The sequence below is a fragment of the Microbacterium proteolyticum genome (genome assembly GCF_030818075.1).
Lineage (GTDB): Bacteria > Actinomycetota > Actinomycetes > Actinomycetales > Microbacteriaceae > Microbacterium > Microbacterium proteolyticum_A.
This window is the reverse complement of sequence record NZ_JAUSZZ010000001.1, coordinates 103,728-122,046: the sequence shown is the minus strand read 5'-3', so window position 1 is coordinate 122,046 and position 18,319 is coordinate 103,728. Positions and strand designations below refer to the sequence as shown.

Here is an 18,319-nt window from a genome sequence, read left to right as displayed (position 1 = left end):
GAGATTGGAGTACTGGGTGTCGATCAGCACGTCGTCGCGCGCCAGTACAGTGTGCGCCCGTCGTTGACGGGGTAGGTGTCGTTGATCCAGGTCTTCTCGCAGCGTGTGCCGGCGTCGGGGGTGTAACAGCTGAACCCCTGGGTGGACACCAGATCGTTGAGCATGTCGAGCGCCGGCCCGCGGTTCATCCGCGAGATCGTCGTCGTCAGCCCCGTCGTGTCGGCTCCCGGGTCGCGCCAGATGCAGATGAGCGAGCCGTCGGGCTGTACGCCGGATGCGCCCAGCGCCGGGTCGTTCAGGGGGACCGTGCCCAGTTGGGCGAGGACGTCGGCGGAGAGCATCGCCTTGCAGTCCGCGGGGAGACGCACGTCGGTGGGGGCCCGCGAGAACGTGGGGATGTTCGACGGGGTCGGCGAGGAGGAGACCGGGGACGGGGTGTCGGGGGCCGCCTCCTCGGCGGCGGGGGCGCACGCGGTCAGCGCGAGCACGGCGACACCGACGAGGACCGCGGGAACGGCCGGGCGGGGCGGGCGACGGGGCATGGCAACACCCTAGGCCGAGGTTCCGACACGGTCGAGACGCACTTCCGTCGGCACGCCTAAGCGTCGCGTCGCCGCCGGCGGGTTAGCCTTGCGCCGCAATCACCGCGTGAGGAGATCCCATGAGCGACAACACGTCGGGCGGCGACCGGGTCGCTGCACCGAAGGATTCGTACGGCGACCCCGTCGTCGAGCCGACCGACGACGCGCACGACGTCGTGGGTCGAGCCCACGAGGGTCTCGCCGACGCCGAGGCCGCCCGTCGCGATGCCGTCGACCCGCAGGCGGCCGCGGCCGCCTGGAGCGACCGCGAGCAGCAGGAGCGCGACGCCGCCGCGGCGGTCGACGAGCGTCGCGACCACCCGGCGCCCGTCGTGCACGACGCCTCACCCGTCGCGCCGCAGTCCGCGTCGCCCGCGGCCCCCGCATCGTCGGTCGACCTCGACGACGAAGACGCTCGCTGGGCCGCGTACGCCGCTTCCGCCGAGCCGGAGCAGTCGACCTCGTCGACCGTGCACCACGACGACACCCCCACGACGGTCTCCCCGGCCGCCGAGACCGCGGCCGTCGCCGGAACGGGCGCTGCCGCCGCCGGTGCCGCAGCCGCCACCACGCCGGCCTCCGAGGAACCGACCCGTGCCTACGGTGGACCCCAGCCCATCTTCGTCCAGGCACCCGAGGCTCCGCGCCCGCGCGGCAACCGCGGCGCGGCGGGGGCCATCGGTCTGCTGGCGGCCCTGGCGTTCGCCGCCCTCTACCTGGCGGCGATCCTCGGCCTGCGCCTGCTGACAGACGGACTCCAGATCGCCGACCTGGGGACCGCAGCGCTGTCGGCGCTGACCACGTGGGGCCTGTGGGTCCCCACCGTCGCCTTCTACATCGGCTTCTGGTTCCTGGGTGCGCTGATCAACCGCGGCCGCTGGGGCCACTGGGTGGTGTGGGGTCTCGTCGTCGGTGTGATCGCGTGGGCCGGTCACCTTCTCGGCGTGCTCCTGGCCGCGCCGTTCTGGATGATCACGGCGCGCGAGTCGGTCGAGCTCCTGCAGGGCAACGTCCTCGCACCCCTGGCGATCGTCGCGTTCGTGCTGGGTCGCGAGCTGACCGTCTGGTTCGGCGCGTGGGTGGCGGCCCGCGGTCGCCGCGTGACCGAACTCAATGCCGAGGCGCAGCGCGAGTACGAGCGCACGCTCGAGGCCGGTCCTCAGCTCTCGCAGCGCTGAGACGGATGCCATGACGAACGAGCCGCGACCGGCGGGGGTCACCCCGCCGGTCGCGGTGGTCTTCGCCTCCGTCGTCTTCATCGCCCTCTCCATCGCGGCCCTCGGGGTGGTGAGCCTCGTGCTCGACGCCGACGTCATCCCGGTGCGGGGTCTCGGTGCGGTCCCCGGCGTGATCGGTCAACTGGCGGCGCTGGCGTCCTTCGCCGGCGTTCTGCTCTGGGGCCTGCGGGCGGCGCCGCCGAGCTATCTCACCGCGGTGCCGTGCGGAATCGCCGCCTACGTGGGGGAGGTCGCCGGGGTCGTGGTCGGTGCCCTCGTCAGCGGAGCGGACTTCGCCCGCGGCGTCGCCGCCGCCGGGAGCGTCGCGGTCGGCTTCGCCGGACCCGTGGTCGCGGGTGCGGGATTCGCGGCGGCGCTGTTCGGCGTCTTCCTGGTCCGTGCACGCACCACCGGCCCGCGGTGGAGCTGGGAGGACGACGAGCACGGGCCTCCAGACGCGCGGTGATCGTGGCATCCGGCTGTTCCCGGGCGTGTCGGACTAGCGTAGAGACGTGGAGCGGTCGCTCGAGAGCCAGGTCGGTCAGGCGGTGGACGCCTGGCTGCGTTGGCTGCCCCGGTGGGAGCCGGCGAACCATCGTGGACGCGTCGCGCCCTGCCGGCGATGCTTCGGGTCGCCGGTGCTCTCCGCCGCGGGCCTCGGCGCCGACGTGCCGCATGGTGTGCAGCACGGGCTGTCCACCCGGGTGAAGGGGATCGTCGACCATGCCGTCGCCGAGTACACCTCCCGCAACCTCCCGATGCTCCAGGCCGAGCTCGACCAGCAGGCCGAGCGCAACCGGCGCCGTTCCTACCGCCCGTCGGAGGGCCTCGAACCGGAGTTCGAGGGGATGCCGCTCGACCCCGACCCCGAGCCCGGGTCGCCGTTCCTCTTCACGCTGTCGGGCTTGGCCGCCGAGGAGGACGCCGCGATTCCGGCCCTTCCGCCGCTGTCGGATGCCGCGAAGGCGGCGCTGCGCCAGGAGGTCGGGCTCGCCGACGACTACGCGAACATGATCGGCCGGGAGGTGTGCTCGATCCTCCTGCACCATCGCCTGCGCATCCAGGCGGCGGTCGCGGAGTACGTCGAGCCCCAGATCGCGGCCCTGCTGGACGACTTGACCCGTTCCCTCGACGCCCCCTTCGATCCGCGGGAGTCCGAGCCCCCGGCATCCTGAACCGCCTGTGGATGCGCGGCGGGGGCGACCATGCGACTTTGTTAGCATCGTCGGGTCGTTCGCCGGTGGTGTCGCGGACGCATCGTCCGGAGGGAGCTCGATGCCGCAGCGACTTCCCTCGTCGCCGCCCATCCTGCCCGGGCTCGCGTACATCCGTCCGCTCGGTTCGGGTGGTTTCGCCGACGTCTTCCTCTACGGCCAAGACATGCCGCGCCGCGACGTGGCGGTGAAGGTCCTGCCGAGCGACGTCCGCGATCCCGATCTCCTGCGCATGTTCAACGCCGAGGCCGACGTGCTGGCCCATCTGTCGGCGCACCCATCGATCGTCACCGTCTACCAGGCGGGGATCTCGGCCGACGGCCGGCCCTACATCGTCATGGAGTACTGCCCCGGTTCGCTCGCGCAGCGCTTCCGCGTCGAGCGGATGCCGGTGGCGGAGGTGCTGTCCATCGGCGTGCGCATGGCGGGCGCTCTCGAGTCGGCCCACCACGCCGGGCTCATCCACCGCGACGTCAAGCCCAGCAACATCCTCGTCACCACCTTCGGCGCCCCCGTGCTCGCCGACTTCGGCATCTCGTCGTCGCTCGCCCGACAGGGCGCCGACGAGATGATGGCCATGTCGGTGCCGTGGAGCGCCCCCGAGGTCGTGTCCGAGCAGAACGCCGGCACCGTCACCAGCGAGGTGTGGAGCCTGGGCGCCACCGTGTACTCGTTACTCGCCGGTCACAGCCCCTTCGAGCGTCGGGAGAAGGGGCAGAACTCCCGGGAGCAGCTGCGTCGGCGCATTGCCCGCGCCTCGTACACCGACATCTCGCGCGCCGACGTCCCGGCGGCGCTGCAACGGGTGCTCGCTCGGTCGATGTCGCGCAATCCCGCCGATCGCTACCCCACGGCCCGCGAATTCGGAGAGGCGCTCCAGGCTGTGCAGACCGAGGAGGGCCTCGCAGCGACTCCGCTCGAGGTGCCCGCCGCCGAGTGGGCACCCGCGGCACGCTCCGTCGATTTCGCCGACGGGACGCTGCGCGGGCCCGTGCGAACCCGTGTCGAGCGCGAGGTCTCGCGCAAACACCGCGCGTCGGCCGGAGTCGCGGGGTACGCCCGTGATGAGGACACCGACATCGCGGCCCCTGCGGCGCGCCGGTTCCACCCGCTGCCGTGGGTGCTCGCCGCGGCCACGGTCGTCACCGCCGGCGGCGTGCTGGCGGCCGCCCTCGTCGCGACGGGCGTGCTCCGATGAGGCGCACCACGCTCGCCGGAGTCACCGCGGCGGTGGTCTCGGCCGCGCTGATCGTGACGGCCAGCATCGTCTGGCCGGGCCTCGACGCCCAGCAGACGCCCGAGGTCGACACGTCGGTGTGGGCGTTGCAGACGGGCGAGGGGCAGCGCTACGCCCGGGTGAACACCGCGGTCGGCGAACTCGACACGGTGCGCGCGGCCGGCAACCCCAGCCAGGTCGCGCAGGCCGGCGACGGGGCGTATCTCTTCACCGACAGTTTCAGCAAGCTCACGCGCATCGACGAGGCGCAGCCCATCGACCTGCAGGAGGAGCAGCTGCAGGCGGCCCCCGACACGCCCCCCGGGACCACGTCGGTCGTGACGGCCGGGGACTTCGTCGTGTACCGGACGGATGCCGGAACCCTCTTCGCCGGCCGTCTGAGCCGCGCCGGGCAGGTCGCCGCCGAGCTGGATCCCTTCGGCGTCGCCGGCGACGACGATGCCGCCGCCTACACCGCCGATGCACTCGCGCTCGATGACCGGGGGATGCTGTTCGCCTACTCCTCCGCGGATGCGTCCGTGATCCGCTACGACATCGACTCCGATGAACTCCGCGGCCGCGACGCCCTGGACGCCGACACGGCGGCGCCGGTGCTCTCGGCCGCGGGCGACACCTGGGTGCTCATCGATTCCGAGGTCGGGCGCGTGTGGGTGCGAGGAGAGGACCCCGTCGACATCGAGACCGGCGACCAGGTCGTGGTGGGAGATGCCGATCCCGATGCCCGCGCCGTCTTCCTCGCCGACGATCAGTCGCTGTGGACGATCCCCACCGATGGCTCCGCGCCGCGCCGCGAGGTGGGCGGCGGCGGCAACGTCCTGGGGCAGCCGGCCCGGCCCGTGTGGCATCTGGGTGTCGCGTACGCCGCGTGGCTGCTCCCCGGCGATTCCCGCGGGACGCTCTGGCGGTCCGACCGGGGCGAGACCGGGCTCGACTACGCCGGCGCGACAATGCCCGACCAGCGCCGCCCCGTCTTCGTCGCGACCGACCACGCCATCATCCTGAACGAGACGCGCACCGGGTGGGTGTGGACGGTGCCCGACGGCGCGCTCGTCGCGTCGAGCCAGAACTGGTCGCTCGACGATCGGACCGAGCAGACGGCGGTGCAGAGCGAGGAGCAGCTCAGCGTCGTGCTCGATCCGAAGCCCCCGATCGCCGAGCCCGATGCGTTCGGCGTACGCTCCGGCCGCCTGGTCACCCTGCCCGTGCTGCTCAACGACCACGATCCCAACGAAGACGTGTTGAGCGTGGTCGGTGAGAGCGTGACGGGTCTCGACCCCGGCTTCGGCGCGCTCACCCTCACCGACTCCGGCCAGCGGCTCGCGGTGCGAGTGGCTCCGGACGCCGCGGGCACCGCGACCTTCTCGTACGCGGTGACCGACGGCACCACCGCTGACGGTCTGACCTCCGCCGCCACCACCGTGACGCTCACGGTGTCGCCACCCGCTGCGAACACCGCACCCGTGTGGTGCGGGGTCCCGACGTGCCTGCAGCCGTGGCCCACGCCCGAGGTCGCGCGAGGCGGCACCATCACGGTGCCGGTGCTGCCCGGATGGGTCGACCCCGAGGGTGACCCGCTCCTCCTTCTCTCGGTCACGAACCCCGGCGGTGTCGGTTCGGTGGCCGCCACCCCCGGCGGGGACGTCGTCTACCAGCATGCCGACGACGGGTCCGGTGGCGAGCAGAACATCGAGCTCGACGTCACCGTCGCCGATACGGCAGGTGCGACCACCACCAAGGCCCTCGTGGTCCGCGTCGCTCCCGATCCCGGCCTCTCGGTGCAGTCGTTCGCCGTCGTCGACACCGTCGGCTCGTCCGTGCCCGTCGACGTCGGACCGCACGTCACGGGCACCGCCGGCGACGTCACCCTCTCCTCCGTCCGCGTCCTCGACGGCGCGGCCGCGACCGCGACGGTCGTCGGAGGCAGCACGGCGTTCGAACTCACCGCCGCGGAGCCGGGTGTCTACCGCGTCGACTTCACCGTCGACGGCGGCGGCCGCAATGCGAACGGGACCGCGCGCATCACCCTGCTGCCGGCCGACGCCCCGGCCCAGCTGTCGACGTCGCCCGTGGTCGCCTTCGTCCGCCCGCAAGAGGACGCCACCCTCGACGTCTTCCGTGCCGTCTCCAATCCGACGGGTCGCGTGCTGCTCCTCAGCGACGTCGTCGCCGAAGCCGAGGATGGCGCTTCGCTCACGGTGGACACGGTCGGCCAGAACGATCTGCGCATCTCCGGCAGCACCTCCGATGGGTCGGCGGGGCTGCTCGGGACGGTGACATACGCGGTGAGCGACGGCACCGACGACGACGGATCTCGCGTGGAGGGCGAGGCGACGGTCTACCTGCTGCCACCGGCACCGGAGATCGCGCCGATCGCCGTCGACGACACCGTGACCGTCCGCGTGGGCGCGCAGGTGGACATCCCCGTGCTGGACAACGACATCTCTCCCGCGGGCGGGCGACCGACGCTCGACCCCTCGAGCATCCAGGCCGCTCCTGCCGCGGACGGCCTCGCCTTCGCCTCGGGTGGACTGCTGCGCTACCTCGCCCCCACGACGCCCGGCGCCTACGAGGTCACCTACCGTGTGTCGAGCACCGGCACCCCGTCCCTGTGGGACGAGGCGACGGTGCGCATCACGGTCCTGAGTCCGGACGAGAACCGGGCGCCGCTGCCCGACGACCTCGAAGGCCGGGTGCTGAGCGGGGGCACGACCTCGATCGACTTCCCCGCCTTCGGCATCGACCCCGACGGCGACGCGGTGACCCTGGATCGCATCGTCGTGCAGCCTGATCGCGGCACGGCATCCGTCTCCCCGGACGGGTCGGCGATCGTGTACTCCTCGATCCCGGGTGACCGCGGGCAGGTGTCCTTCCGCTATCGGGTGTCCGACTCCGCCGGGCTCACGGGGGAGGGGACGGTACGGATCGGAGTCCTGGAAGCCGAGGCGAACCCGAGCCCGATCACCTTCACCGACTACGTGCAGGTGCAGGCGGGGCCCGATCGCACCATTCGGGTCAGCCCGCTCGCCAACGACATCGACCCCACGCAGGGGCGACTCGCCCTCACGGGAGTGCGCCCCGATCTGCCCGAGCAACTCGTCGACGGCAGCGCCAATCCGGAGTTCGCGCGTCTGGACGCCTTCATCGACACCGTGACGGACACCGCCGTCGTGATCCGCGCCGGCGAGCAGCCGGGAACCCTGTCGTTCCTCTACGACGTCGCCTCGGACTCCGGCAACACCGGGCGTGGTTTGATCGTGGTGAAGGTGGTGCGCGAGAGCGTGCCCGATTACCCGGTCGTCGCCGACACCGTGCTGACCGTCGAGAACCGCGACGACTTCGTCACGGGGGTCGATGTGCTCGCCGGCAAGGCCACCTGGTCGGGCGGCGACGTCGCCGATCTCGACGTGGGCCTGTGGGGCGACCCGGCTGACGTGCGTCTGGACGGCCGACGACTCTCCGGCGAGCTGCCGGCGACGAGGCGGGTGATCCCCTTCGCGGTGACCGGCCGTGTCGATGACGCCGACGTCACCACCTACGCGTTCCTGCGCATCCCCGGCGACGACGATCTGAACCTGTCCCTGCGTCCCAACGCCGCGCAGCGGGTCGACGAGCTCGCGTCCATCTCGTTCGACATGGCATCCCTCGTGGCCCTTCCCCGTCGCGCCACGCTCGAGGTCGGCACCGAGGTCACCCCCACCGGCGTCCGCGCCGAAGGGCGTTGCACCGTCGCCGGTTCCGTCGTGACCTACGACGCCGGAAGCGGCTCCCCGTGGACGGACGCCTGCCGCGTACCGGTCCGGGCAGCCGGGAGCGACGAATGGACGGTGCTCACGGTCCCGATCGGCGTCGTGGCGCGCGACCCGCAGCCCGAGCTGCGACCCGGGGCCCTCACCGTCGGACCCGGCGAGACCGAGACCTTCGATCTGCGCAACATGACCACGTGGCAGCTCGGTCGGGAGGACGAGGCCGGCGTGCGCTACGCCTTCGAGTACTCCGGGTCTGCTTTCACGGTCTCCCTCGACGGATCGATCGTCACCGTGACGGGCAGTGACCGCGCCGTGCCCGGCGCCGAGAACGCCGCCGTGATCTCCATCACGAGTCACGCCGCCGTGAGTCCGGCTCGTCTGACGCTGCGTGTGGGCGCGGCGCCGTCGACGCTCCCGCAGGGAGGGACGACGTCGTCGCAGTGCTCGCAAGCGTCGGGGAGCGCCTGCACGATCGGCGTCATCGGCATCCCGGGCGAGGTCAATCCGCTCCCGCGGACCCCGCTCGAGGTCGTCGCGGTGAGCCCGACGGCCGCGTGCGCGGGCATCAGCTTCTCCGTCGCCTCCCCCACGAGCATCGCGGCGTCCTGGAGCGAGGACGCCCCCGGGTCGACCTGCAGCGCGAGCGTCACGCTCCGTGACGCCCAGGGGCGCACGACGGCGTCCACCCGCGACGCCCGCGTCGTCCTCGACCTGCTGGGCTACCCCCGCGCCCCCGCGAGCGTGCGGCAGACGGCCTACGCCGACGGCTCCCTGACCCTGCGCGTGGACACGGGGGAGTCCGGGCGCGCATACCCCGCTGTGTCCGGCTTCACCGTGCGCACCGGAGGGCAGGTCGTCGGTCGGTGCGCATCCGACGGGTCGTGCCCGCCGATCTCCGCGCCGAACGGCGAGCAACGGGAGTACGTCGTCACCGCGGTCAATGCCGTCGGCGAGTCGCGCGGCGCGGTGCGCACGAGTGGGTGGGCGTACCGCGCCCCGAACAAGCCGCGTGAGCTGGCCTTCACGCCAGTGAAGACGGACGGCGAGGGAGGCATTGCGGATCTCGTCGTCAGCGGCGTGGACGGGGCCGAGACGGGCACGCTCGAGATCTCCAGCCCCGTCGGCGAGACCGTCCGCGTCGACGTCGGGCGCAACCAGGACGTCGTTCCCGTGCGCGGGTTCGTCGTGGGCTCCAACGACGCCACCAGCATCACCGTCCGCCCGATCTCGCGCTTCACGGTGCCACCGGGTCTCGGAGGTTCCGCGAACGGCAGCGAACTGATCGGCGTCGCGCACGGGGTCGGGGCGGCGCAGAACCTCGTCCTCAACCTCACCTCGCGCTCGACGGGCAACGAGAAGTCCACCGTCGTGGCCGACGGCTCCGCTCAGCCCAACGGCACCGGTGTCGAGCTGAAGTACGACATCTCCGAGGGCCGGTCGCGCTGCCAGCCGGGGGCGGGGTCGGCGCGCGAGGAGTTCCCGGGCCGCGACAACGGCGAGACCTACGACTACACCCTGTGCGTCGAGACGTTCTTCCGCGGGGAGTCGTACGGCGCCGTCGGCATCAAGAAGAGCATCGACGTGGCACAGGACAGCGCGGCTCCGAGCGGCTACACCTTCCGCGTCGATCCCCGAGCCGAGGTCCAGGGCAACAGCGCCCGGTGGTACCTCGTCCCGAAGATCGAGGCGGGCAGCCCCCCGCCGCGCCGCAACAAGGTGAAGTACGAGAACTGGGGTCCGGGATCGACCGTCTTCGACCGCGACCCGAACATCCTCGTGTACTTCGAACACGACGTCTGGGGCACGCAGTCGCAACGCGGCGTGGTCAAGCCGGCCGAGGGCAGCGCGCCGTACCAGGTGCAGGCGTCGTGGAAGATCGCCAGCTGCGAGGGCGGCGGCAGGCTCCGCGCCGAGGGCACGTCGGCGGGCGATCGGGCGAACATCGTCCCCACCTACGACTCCGTCGTCTATCGCGACGAGAACGGCGGGGTGCTCCCCACGGTCGACGGCGATCCGACCCTCGTCCCGGTCGGCGCCACCCGGGTCGAGAACATCACCGTCGCCGTGGACTGGTCGAAGCCCGGCTGGAACCTCGACCCGGCCACCGCGAAGCTCGACGGCCCCTGCACACCCGGCACCGCCGCTCCCTGATCCCCGCCGGCCCGGCATCCATTCCCCCGACAGTCCGAAGGAACACGCTCATGACGATGACCCAGGAGCAGGCCACCTGGTTCGCCCAGACCTTCTCGCAGATCGCCGACAACGTCGAGCGCGCCGTCCTCGGCAAGCGCCACGTCGTCGAGCTCGTGCTGACGGCCATGGTGAGCGACGGTCACGTCCTGCTCGAAGACGTCCCCGGCACGGGCAAGACATCGCTCGCCCGGGCCGTCGCGCAGTCGGTGCAGGGCACGAACACCCGCATCCAGTTCACGCCCGACCTGCTGCCCGGCGACATCACCGGCATCACCGTCTACGACCAGAAGACCGGGTCATTCGAGTTCCACACCGGCCCGATCTTCGCCAACATCGTGCTGGCCGACGAGATCAATCGCGCGAGCCCCAAGACGCAGTCCGCGCTGCTGGAGGTCATGGAGGAGGGGAAGGTCACCATCGACGGCGTCTCGCGTCAGGTGGGCGTGCCCTTCCTCGTCCTGGCGACGCAGAATCCCGTCGAGCAGGCCGGCACCTATCGCCTCCCCGAGGCGCAGCTGGACCGCTTCCTGCTGCGCACCTCGCTCGGGTACCCCGACCACGCCGCGACCGTCCGCATCCTCGACGGCGCCCCGGTCGCCACGGCGGACCTGCGCCCGATCGTCACCCCGCAGGTCCTGGTCGGCATGGCCGATCTCGCGGCATCCGTGTACGTCGATGCGCTCGTCCTCGACTACATCGCCCGGCTCGTGGATGCCACCCGCACGGCCGACGAAGTGCGCCTGGGCGTGAGCATCCGCGGCGCGCTCGCCCTGACGCGGGCGACGAAGGCCCGTGCGGCCTCTCAGGGCCGCACGTACGCCACACCGGACGACGTGAAAGCTCTCGCCGTGGCCGTGCTCTCGCACCGGTTGATCCTGCACCCGGAGGCGGAGTTCGACGGCGTCACCCCGGAGGCCGTGATCGGCCAGGTGCTGCTCGACACGCTCCCGCCCACGCAGCGCGAGAGCGCGTGACGATGCCCCGAGCGCAGCCGGCGCCGCCGTCGACGGGTGGTGAGCCGTGCCCGAGACCGATCTGACCGCGTCGCGCGTGACCCGCACGTCGGCCGGCACGATGCGCACCGCCTCGCGCACGTCGATCACCTCGACCGCGGTGCGCCGCCGGCGTCGGGTCGTCCGTGCCATCGTGCGCGCGACCGAGCTGTGGCGCCTTCTCGCCGATGCGGTCGTGGCCGCCGGGCGCTGGGCCGGACGCACGGTGCGGCCGGCGGGAACCGTCGTGGCCGCCGCCGCGACGGTCGGGCTGCTGCTCGGCATCCTGTTCGGGTGGGTCGAGTGGATGGTCGCGGGCTCGGCGGCGCTGCTGTTGCTCGCCATGAGCATTCCGTTCCTCTTCAGCGCCCGCGCCTACGACGTCGACCTCGCGCTGCAGCACGAGCGCGTCGTCGCCGGGAACGGCGTGACCGGGCGGATCGTCGTGCGCAACGACAGCGCGCGGCCCGCACTGCCCGGTCGGCTGGACATCCCGGTCGGCCGTGGGCTCGTCGAGTTCGCGGTGCCGTTCCTCCGTCCGGGGCACACGAGCGCCGAGCCCTTCGAGGTCCCCCCGCTTCCTCGCGGCGTCGTGCGGATCGGGCCGGTGACGACAGTCCGCAGCGACCCGGTCGGTCTGCTGCGGCGCGCGCATACGTTCGACGACGTCCACGACCTGTTCGTGCATCCGCGCACGGTGGGACTGCCCTCGACCAGCGCCGGTCTGATCCGCGACCTCGAGGGGGCTGCGACGCGCCGCCTCGTGGACGCCGACATGTCGTTCCACGCCATCCGCGAGTACGTGCCCGGCGACGCGCGGCGCCAGGTGCACTGGAAGTCCACCGCCAAGACCGGACGGCTCATGGTCCGCCAGTACGAAGAGTCCCGGCGCTCGCGCATGGCCGTCGTGCTCGCCGCGGCGACGACGGAGTACACGGATGCCGACGAGTACGAGCTCGCGGTCTCGGCCGCGGCGTCGTTGGGTCTGCGCGCCGTCCGCGACGCCCGCGACATCGACGTCGTCACCGGGTCCGAGATCCCGCGCGTGGTGAAGGGGCGGCTGCGCGCGATCCGCCATCTCCCGGTGGCGTCGCCGCGAGCGATGCTCGACGGGTTCAGCGGCCTCGAGCGGCACGACGACACGATGCCGGTGGAGGACGTGTGCCGCCTGGCATCCGAAGCGAACGAACGCCTGTCGATCGCGTTCGTCGTCGTCGGGTCGGCGGTCCCGGTCTCGCGTCTGCGGCTCGCCGCCTTGGCGTTCCCCGCCGACACCGCGGTGGCAGCCGTGATCTGCGACGAACGCGCGCACCCGAGGATGCAGAGCGTGGCCGGACTCACGGTGCTCACCATCGGCACCCCTCGACGATCTCTCCGGGCTGCTGGTGCGGGGGGCGGCCTCGTGAGTGCGCGCCGTGACGCGGCCTCGCCTGCCCGCGTGATCGAACCGTCGTCGGCTCCCCGGTGGGTGGCCGGAGGCGTCTACACCGCGGTGAGCGTCGTCCTGGCCGCCGTCGCCGCGTGGCCCGTGTACGCGACCGGAGCGTTTCTGCTGCTGGTGGTGGTCGCCGCGGTCGTCGGCGCGGCGGTCGTCGCGCTGGTGTCGTGGCGCCGGTGGGGCGGATGGGCGCTCGCGGCGGCGTTGATCGTCGCGTTCGCCGCGCTGGCCGTCCCCGTGGCGGTGCCGTCGCGGATGACGTCGTTCGTCGATGCGATGAGCGGACTCGGAGAGGCATTCGCCGGCGTGGTGGTCGCCTGGAAGGACCTGGTGACGGTCGATCTGCCCGTCGGCACCTACCGCAACCTCCTGGTCCCGGCCCTCGTGGTCTTCCTCGTGGGAACGGCCATGACGCTGGCGTTCTCGGTCCGCTCCGGCAGGAGCGCCTCTTTCGCCGTGGTCGCGGGAATGGGGATGACGGGATTCGGGCTGTTCTTCGGCCGGGGTGTCACGAGCGCCGTCTCGTCGATCGGACCCCTCGAGGTCCCCGCGCCCGTCGAGACGGCCGTCGGTCTGGGAGCACTGCTGGCCGCGGTGCTCTGGCTGGCCTGGCGCGCCCGCGACGACCGTGCGCGCGCCCTGTCCCGCACCGGTGGCGTCGCGGGTGCGAACGCCGGTCGAGCGGGTTCTCGCGCCGGAAGCCGTCGTGCGGCGCTGGGGGCCGCCATGGTCGTCGTCGCGGTCGTGGCGACGGTGGCGGTCGTCCCGTCGGCGGCTCGGGATGCCGATCGCCGTGTGCTCCGGTCGGCTGCGGGGCCCGAGCGGCAGATCGCCGAGGCGGCGAGTCCCCTGGCCGAGTACCGTGCGCTGTTCTCCGATACCCGCTCCGATGACGTTCTGTTCCGTGTCGGCGGCGGCGAGCTTCCCGAGCGCATCCGCATCGCGACACTCGACGAGTACGACGGCGAGACCTTCCGAGCCTCCGGCGAGGGCGGAGGGTTCGTCAGATTGCCGTCCTCCCGTGACGCCGGCGAGGGGCGTGCCGTCGAGGCCGAGGTCGAGATCGTCGATCTCGCCGGGCTGTGGATGCCGACCGCCGGTCGCCTGTCGCAGGCGACGTTCGAGGGCGACCGGCGGACGGTCCTGGCCGACCGGTTCTACTACAGCGCCCAGGCGCAGGCCGGGGTGCAGATCGCGGAGGGCGGGCTGCGACCGGGAGACCGCTATCTCCTTCGAGCGGTCGAGCCCGATGCCGTCGAGCTCGCGACGCTGACCTCCCCGGCCGACAGCACGGGCGTCGCGGGCGGCGACAACCTCCGGCGCTGGGTGCAGGAGCATGCGACAGGGTCGGACGGCGCCGCGCTGCAGGCGCTGGTGCGACTCCTGCGCGACCGCGGGTACCTCAGCCACAGCCTCGCCCTCGAGGGGGCGGCGCCCCCGACCTGGACGGCCGATCTGCCGGGGTATCAGCTGCAGCCGAGCGCGTCGGGGCACTCGGTCGCGCGCGTCGACCGCATGTTCGAGAGGCTGCTGCAACGGGAGGACGATCCGAGAGCCGCTGCATCCGACAACTTCGTCGCGGCCGTGGGCGACGACGAGCAGTTCGCGGTGGCCGTGGCTCTCATCGCCCACGAGCTGGGCTTCCCCGCCCGCGTCGTGGTCGGCACCCGGCTGAGCTCGGTCGATCCGACCCTGCCCACGTGCGCCGCGGGGGTGTGCCGCGCGCGCGACGTCGGTGCGTGGACCGAGGTGCAGGGCACGGACGGACGCTGGGCGCCCATCGACGCCACGCCGCAGTGGGAGAAGTCGCCCAGCCTCGACCTCACGCAGCAGCAGGATCCCGAGAACGTCACCGAGGTCAGGCCCGACACCGTCGAGGAGGTCGTTCCGCCCGAGCCGGTGCAGGAGGATGACACCCGCGACGACGACCAGCGGACGGACACCGGACTCGACCTGACCCGGCTGTGGACCGTCCTCCGCGTCGGGGGCATCCTGGTGCTCTCCCTTCTGGTCGTGCTCGGGCCCTTCCTGGCGATCGTCCTGGTGAAGCTGCTGCGCCGCCGTGGTCGCCGCGGCGATCCCGACCCGCGTGCGGCCATCGCGGGCGGCTGGGAGGAGTACGTCGATGCCGGGGTCGACGCTCGACGCTCGGTGCCGCGTGCGCCGACGCGCCGCGAAGTCGCCGTGGCGTTCGCGACCCCCGCCGGCATCCGCCTGGCCGACGACGCCGACCGGGCGGTGTTCTCAGCCGGCACGGTCAGCGCCGACGACGCGGCCGCGTTCTGGTGCATCGTCGACGAGGAGCGACGCGCGCTGCGCAGCCCGCGTCTGTGGCAGCGTCTGCGCGCGGCCGTATCGTTGAGATCATTCCTGCGGTTCGTCGCCCCGCGCCGCCCGCGCCGGAAGCCGCCGCATCGCGACGAGAGGGGAAAGCATTCCGCCGCCCCGGCGGGACGCGACACGACATGACCGACTCGACACTGGTTCTTCTCGGGATGGCGTCGCTCGCGCTGATCGTCGTCCTGTACGTCTGGTTCGCGCTCGCCCTGGTCGCGATGTTCCACAAGATGGGGGAGCCCGCCTGGAAGGCCTGGATTCCCGTGGTCAACGTCGCGACGATCCTCCAGCGCGGCGAGTTCTCGCCGTGGCTCGTGCTGCTCAACGTGGTGCCCCTGTTCGGCGCGATCGCCTTCGCGGTGGTCTTCATCGTCGCCGTCCACCGCATCACCAGGGCTTTCGGCGGCGGTGCCGGGCTGACCGTCGTCGGCGCCCTCGTTCCCGTCGTGTGGGCCAGCATCCTCGGATGGGGATCGGCGCACTGGTCCGGTGACCAGGCGGACGAGCGCTCGGAGGAGCGCGTCGGGCCGTTCCGCCGCGGGAACGACCACGCCCCCGCCTCGGTGCCGCTCGTGGGCGGATGGACACCGGATGCCGCGACCGCGGGCGACGCGTCGCGCCCGGCGCTCAGCGGGTGGACGCCGCATGCGCAGGGCGCGGAAGGTGCGTCCGGCCCGGCGCTCAGCGGGTGGACGCCGCATGCGCAGGGTGCCGACGGCGCATCGGGCCCGGCGCTCAGCGCGTGGACGCCGCAGGCTCAGCGCCCGGCCGAGGTTTCGAGCCCGGCCGGCGACGGGGTGACTCCGCACGCGCAGGGTGCCGACGGCGCATCGGGCCCGGCGCTCAGCGCCTGGACACCGCAGGCTCAGCGCCCGGCCGAGGTCTCGAGCCCGGCCGGCGACGGGGTGACTCCGCACGCGCAGGGTGCCGATGGCACATCCGGCCCGGCGCTCAGAGCCTGGACACCGCATCCTCAGCGCACGACCGAGGTTTCGAGCCCGGCCCGCGACGGCTGGGCACCCGATCCTGTGGGAGGCATCGACGGCTCGAACCCCGAGCGCCGCGAGGCGGAGGCCACCCCTCCGTCGGCACCGGTGCTGACGCCGTTCGCTGCGCCCACCGGATCGTTGGCGGATGCCGTTCCGGCCGCCGCCGACTGGGCACCGCCCGGCGATCCGGCGCCGGTGTCGTTCCCTCCGCGTCGCCGCTCCGACGACGACCCTCGAGACGGTCGCAACGACTCCGTGCCCGAAGGGGCGGTGTCGGACGTCCTCGACGCCCTGCGCGAGGACGTCCGCCCCCGCGCCGCCGGCCCGCGCCGCGGTCACTCCCTCGACGCGTTGCGGGCGGTGTCCGTCCCGCACGACGAGTCGGTGGAGCCGCAGACACCCCGTGCGGGCGGTGACGCCGCCCTCCCTGACCCGGGGGCACCCGCGGACGGACCGGGGGAGGCGAGCGGCCCAGCGCCGTCCCCGGCGTTCGATGAACGGTCGCGCGACGACGACCCCGAGGTCCCTTCGGAACGACCCGTCACGCCGTGGGTCCCGCCGACATCCCGGCGGACGCAACGCGCGGTGGTGGAGGAGGCGCCCGCCGCCGATGTCCCCCTGACCCGTCCCTCGCCCGAGACGACGCCGATCGCACGCGCATCGGTACTCGCGCCCGGGGAGGAGTTCCCGGAGCTGTCCGAGGCGGTCTCCGCGGTCTCCGAGGTGCCCGAGGCGGGCACTCCGCGGTCGGCGCGCACCTCCGTGTCGTCGCTCTACTCGCAGTCGGAGGTTCCCTCGCTCTCCGGCGACGACGACCTCGATGCGCTCGACCGCACCGTCGTGACGCGCCGCAAGCGCATCCCGTGGATGCTCGTCCCCCCGAGCGGTACGCCCATCGCGCTGACCTCCGATGTCGTCATCCTCGGACGCCGACCCGCACCGGATGCCGCCCACCCCGATGCCCAGCTCGTGGCGATCACCGACGAGACGCGCACGGTGTCCAAGACGCATGCGCGCCTGAATCTGCGCGGTGACACCTGGTTCGTGACCGATCTGGACTCCACGAACGGCGTGCTGTTCGCGACTGTCATGGGCACGGACGTCGAGGCCCCGCGCGGGGAGGAGATCGAGGCCGGTGCGCGCTTCTTCCTCGGGGACGCGGAGGTCCGGCTGGCGCGGAGCGACGCGTGAGCGATGACGGAGTACGCGAGGACGACCCCGACGATGTGACGCTCTGGGCGGGGCGCCTGCGGGCATGGCCGGTGCTGCCGCCGTCGGACGACGACGACGCGACGATCCGGTCGCGACGCGGCGCGACCCGCAGCCGCGATGACGTCATCCGGGAGGATGAGCAGCTCGACGATGCGGGTGTGTCGCGTCGGGCCGAGACGCGGCCGGGGAAGACGACGCCGTCGCGGCCCGCCGATCCGACGGCCGATGCGCCGCTCGCCGAGATCCCCACCGGGGCGACGGGGGAGTACGCGTCGGCGTCACCCGACGGCGACACCGTGCCCTCGGGTGCGGGCGACCGGCGTGCCCGAGAGCACCCAGGCGAAGCCGATGCCGACGTCACGGTGCGTTCCCGCCGCGCGGCGGATGCCGCGACCGCGTCGGCGCCCCACCACGGCCGCGACACGGCGGGGTTGCCGGACGACCCTCACGCGGCGCGCGCAGGGAGCGCCCCCACCGACGCCGTCGCCTTCGTTCGGGCGATCCATCCCGGCGCGGCCGCCGGCGACGCCCACGACCAGGCGGACCGCGCCGCCGCCGACACTCCTCCCTCCGACACCGACGCCACCGACACTCCTCCCGCCGCATCCGTCGCCTCCCACACCGCGGCCGACGACATCGCCGCCGACGACACCGCCGCCGGCGCCCGTCTGCGCCGACGCGACGGATTCCGGGCGCAAGCCGAGGGTGTTCGCGACGGGGTGCGCGAGGCGCATGTGCCCGCGGCACTGCAGCGCGAGACGTACGCGCCGCGCGTCCACGCGCCCGTCCGTGTGTCCCGGGCCCCCGCCGACCCGACGACACGGGTGGGCGATGCCGCGTCGGTGCACCCTCGCCGGGCTCGGGGAGGGGGACGCCTTCTCGTTCTCGCGGTCGTGAGTGCGGCGGTGGTGGCGCTTGCGGTCGTCGGCGTCGTCCTCCTGCTCGGCTGAGCGCACGGCATGCGGGAGGCGGCGCGACGGGCAGCTGCACACGTTTGCCCCACCCCCGGGGAGCGCGTATCATTGAGCGGGTGTGCGTTCACGCGCGCCGTGCGTCATGCCCTCGGGCGAGTCATGCGGATCAACGCTCGCACCATCTCAGGGATCGATCTGCGAACAGGTCGCCCCCACGGCATATCCACCACAATCGCGTCCGATCATTCT

Annotated in this window: 10 protein-coding genes; 9 read left to right on the top strand and 1 reads right to left on the bottom strand. The window is 72.8% G+C overall.

Going from position 1 to position 18,319, the window contains the following annotated elements; translation table 11 throughout:
- Positions 1-23 precede the first annotated feature (23 nt).
- A complete protein-coding gene (locus QE392_RS00645) occupies positions 24-542 on the bottom strand; it encodes a hypothetical protein (protein ID WP_307446408.1) in 519 nt (172 codons plus the stop codon).
- A gap of 119 nt (positions 543-661) precedes the next feature.
- On the opposite strand from QE392_RS00645, the gene QE392_RS00640 reads away from it, so the two are divergent.
- From QE392_RS00640 to QE392_RS00600, 9 genes are all read left to right on the top strand, one after another.
- Positions 662-1,759, top strand: a complete 1,098-nt coding sequence (locus QE392_RS00640) for an ABC transporter (RefSeq protein WP_307446405.1) — start codon at positions 662-664, stop codon at positions 1,757-1,759.
- Between the two features lie 10 nt (positions 1,760-1,769).
- Positions 1,770-2,264 (top strand): hypothetical protein, encoded by a 495-nt coding sequence (locus QE392_RS00635; RefSeq protein WP_307446402.1) that lies wholly within the window; start codon positions 1,770-1,772, stop codon positions 2,262-2,264.
- A gap of 46 nt (positions 2,265-2,310) precedes the next feature.
- Complete coding sequence (locus tag QE392_RS00630) at positions 2,311-2,973, top strand: spermidine/putrescine ABC transporter substrate-binding protein (RefSeq protein ID WP_307446397.1); 663 nt, start codon at positions 2,311-2,313, stop codon at positions 2,971-2,973.
- Between the two features lie 100 nt (positions 2,974-3,073).
- On the top strand, positions 3,074-4,210 hold the full coding sequence (locus tag QE392_RS00625; RefSeq protein ID WP_307446394.1) for a serine/threonine-protein kinase: 1,137 nt from the start codon (positions 3,074-3,076) through the stop codon (positions 4,208-4,210).
- Positions 4,207-10,146 (top strand): Ig-like domain-containing protein, encoded by a 5,940-nt coding sequence (locus QE392_RS00620; protein ID WP_307446391.1) that lies wholly within the window; start codon positions 4,207-4,209, stop codon positions 10,144-10,146. The genes QE392_RS00625 and QE392_RS00620 overlap by 4 nt, the downstream gene beginning before the upstream one ends.
- A gap of 50 nt (positions 10,147-10,196) precedes the next feature.
- Complete coding sequence (locus tag QE392_RS00615; protein ID WP_307446388.1) at positions 10,197-11,162, top strand: AAA family ATPase; 966 nt, start codon at positions 10,197-10,199, stop codon at positions 11,160-11,162.
- A gap of 46 nt (positions 11,163-11,208) precedes the next feature.
- A complete protein-coding gene (locus QE392_RS00610) occupies positions 11,209-15,087 on the top strand; it encodes a DUF58 domain-containing protein (protein WP_307446385.1) in 3,879 nt (1,292 codons plus the stop codon).
- Positions 15,084-17,135 carry a DUF5684 domain-containing protein gene (locus QE392_RS00605; RefSeq protein WP_307446382.1) on the top strand — a complete coding sequence of 684 codons (2,052 nt, stop codon included), beginning with the start codon at positions 15,084-15,086 and terminating at the stop codon, positions 17,133-17,135. The genes QE392_RS00610 and QE392_RS00605 overlap by 4 nt, the downstream gene beginning before the upstream one ends.
- On the top strand, positions 17,132-18,106 hold the full coding sequence (locus tag QE392_RS00600) for a hypothetical protein (RefSeq protein ID WP_307446376.1): 975 nt from the start codon (positions 17,132-17,134) through the stop codon (positions 18,104-18,106). Before QE392_RS00605 ends, QE392_RS00600 begins: the two co-directional genes overlap by 4 nt.
- The last annotated feature ends 213 nt before the right edge of the window (positions 18,107-18,319 follow it).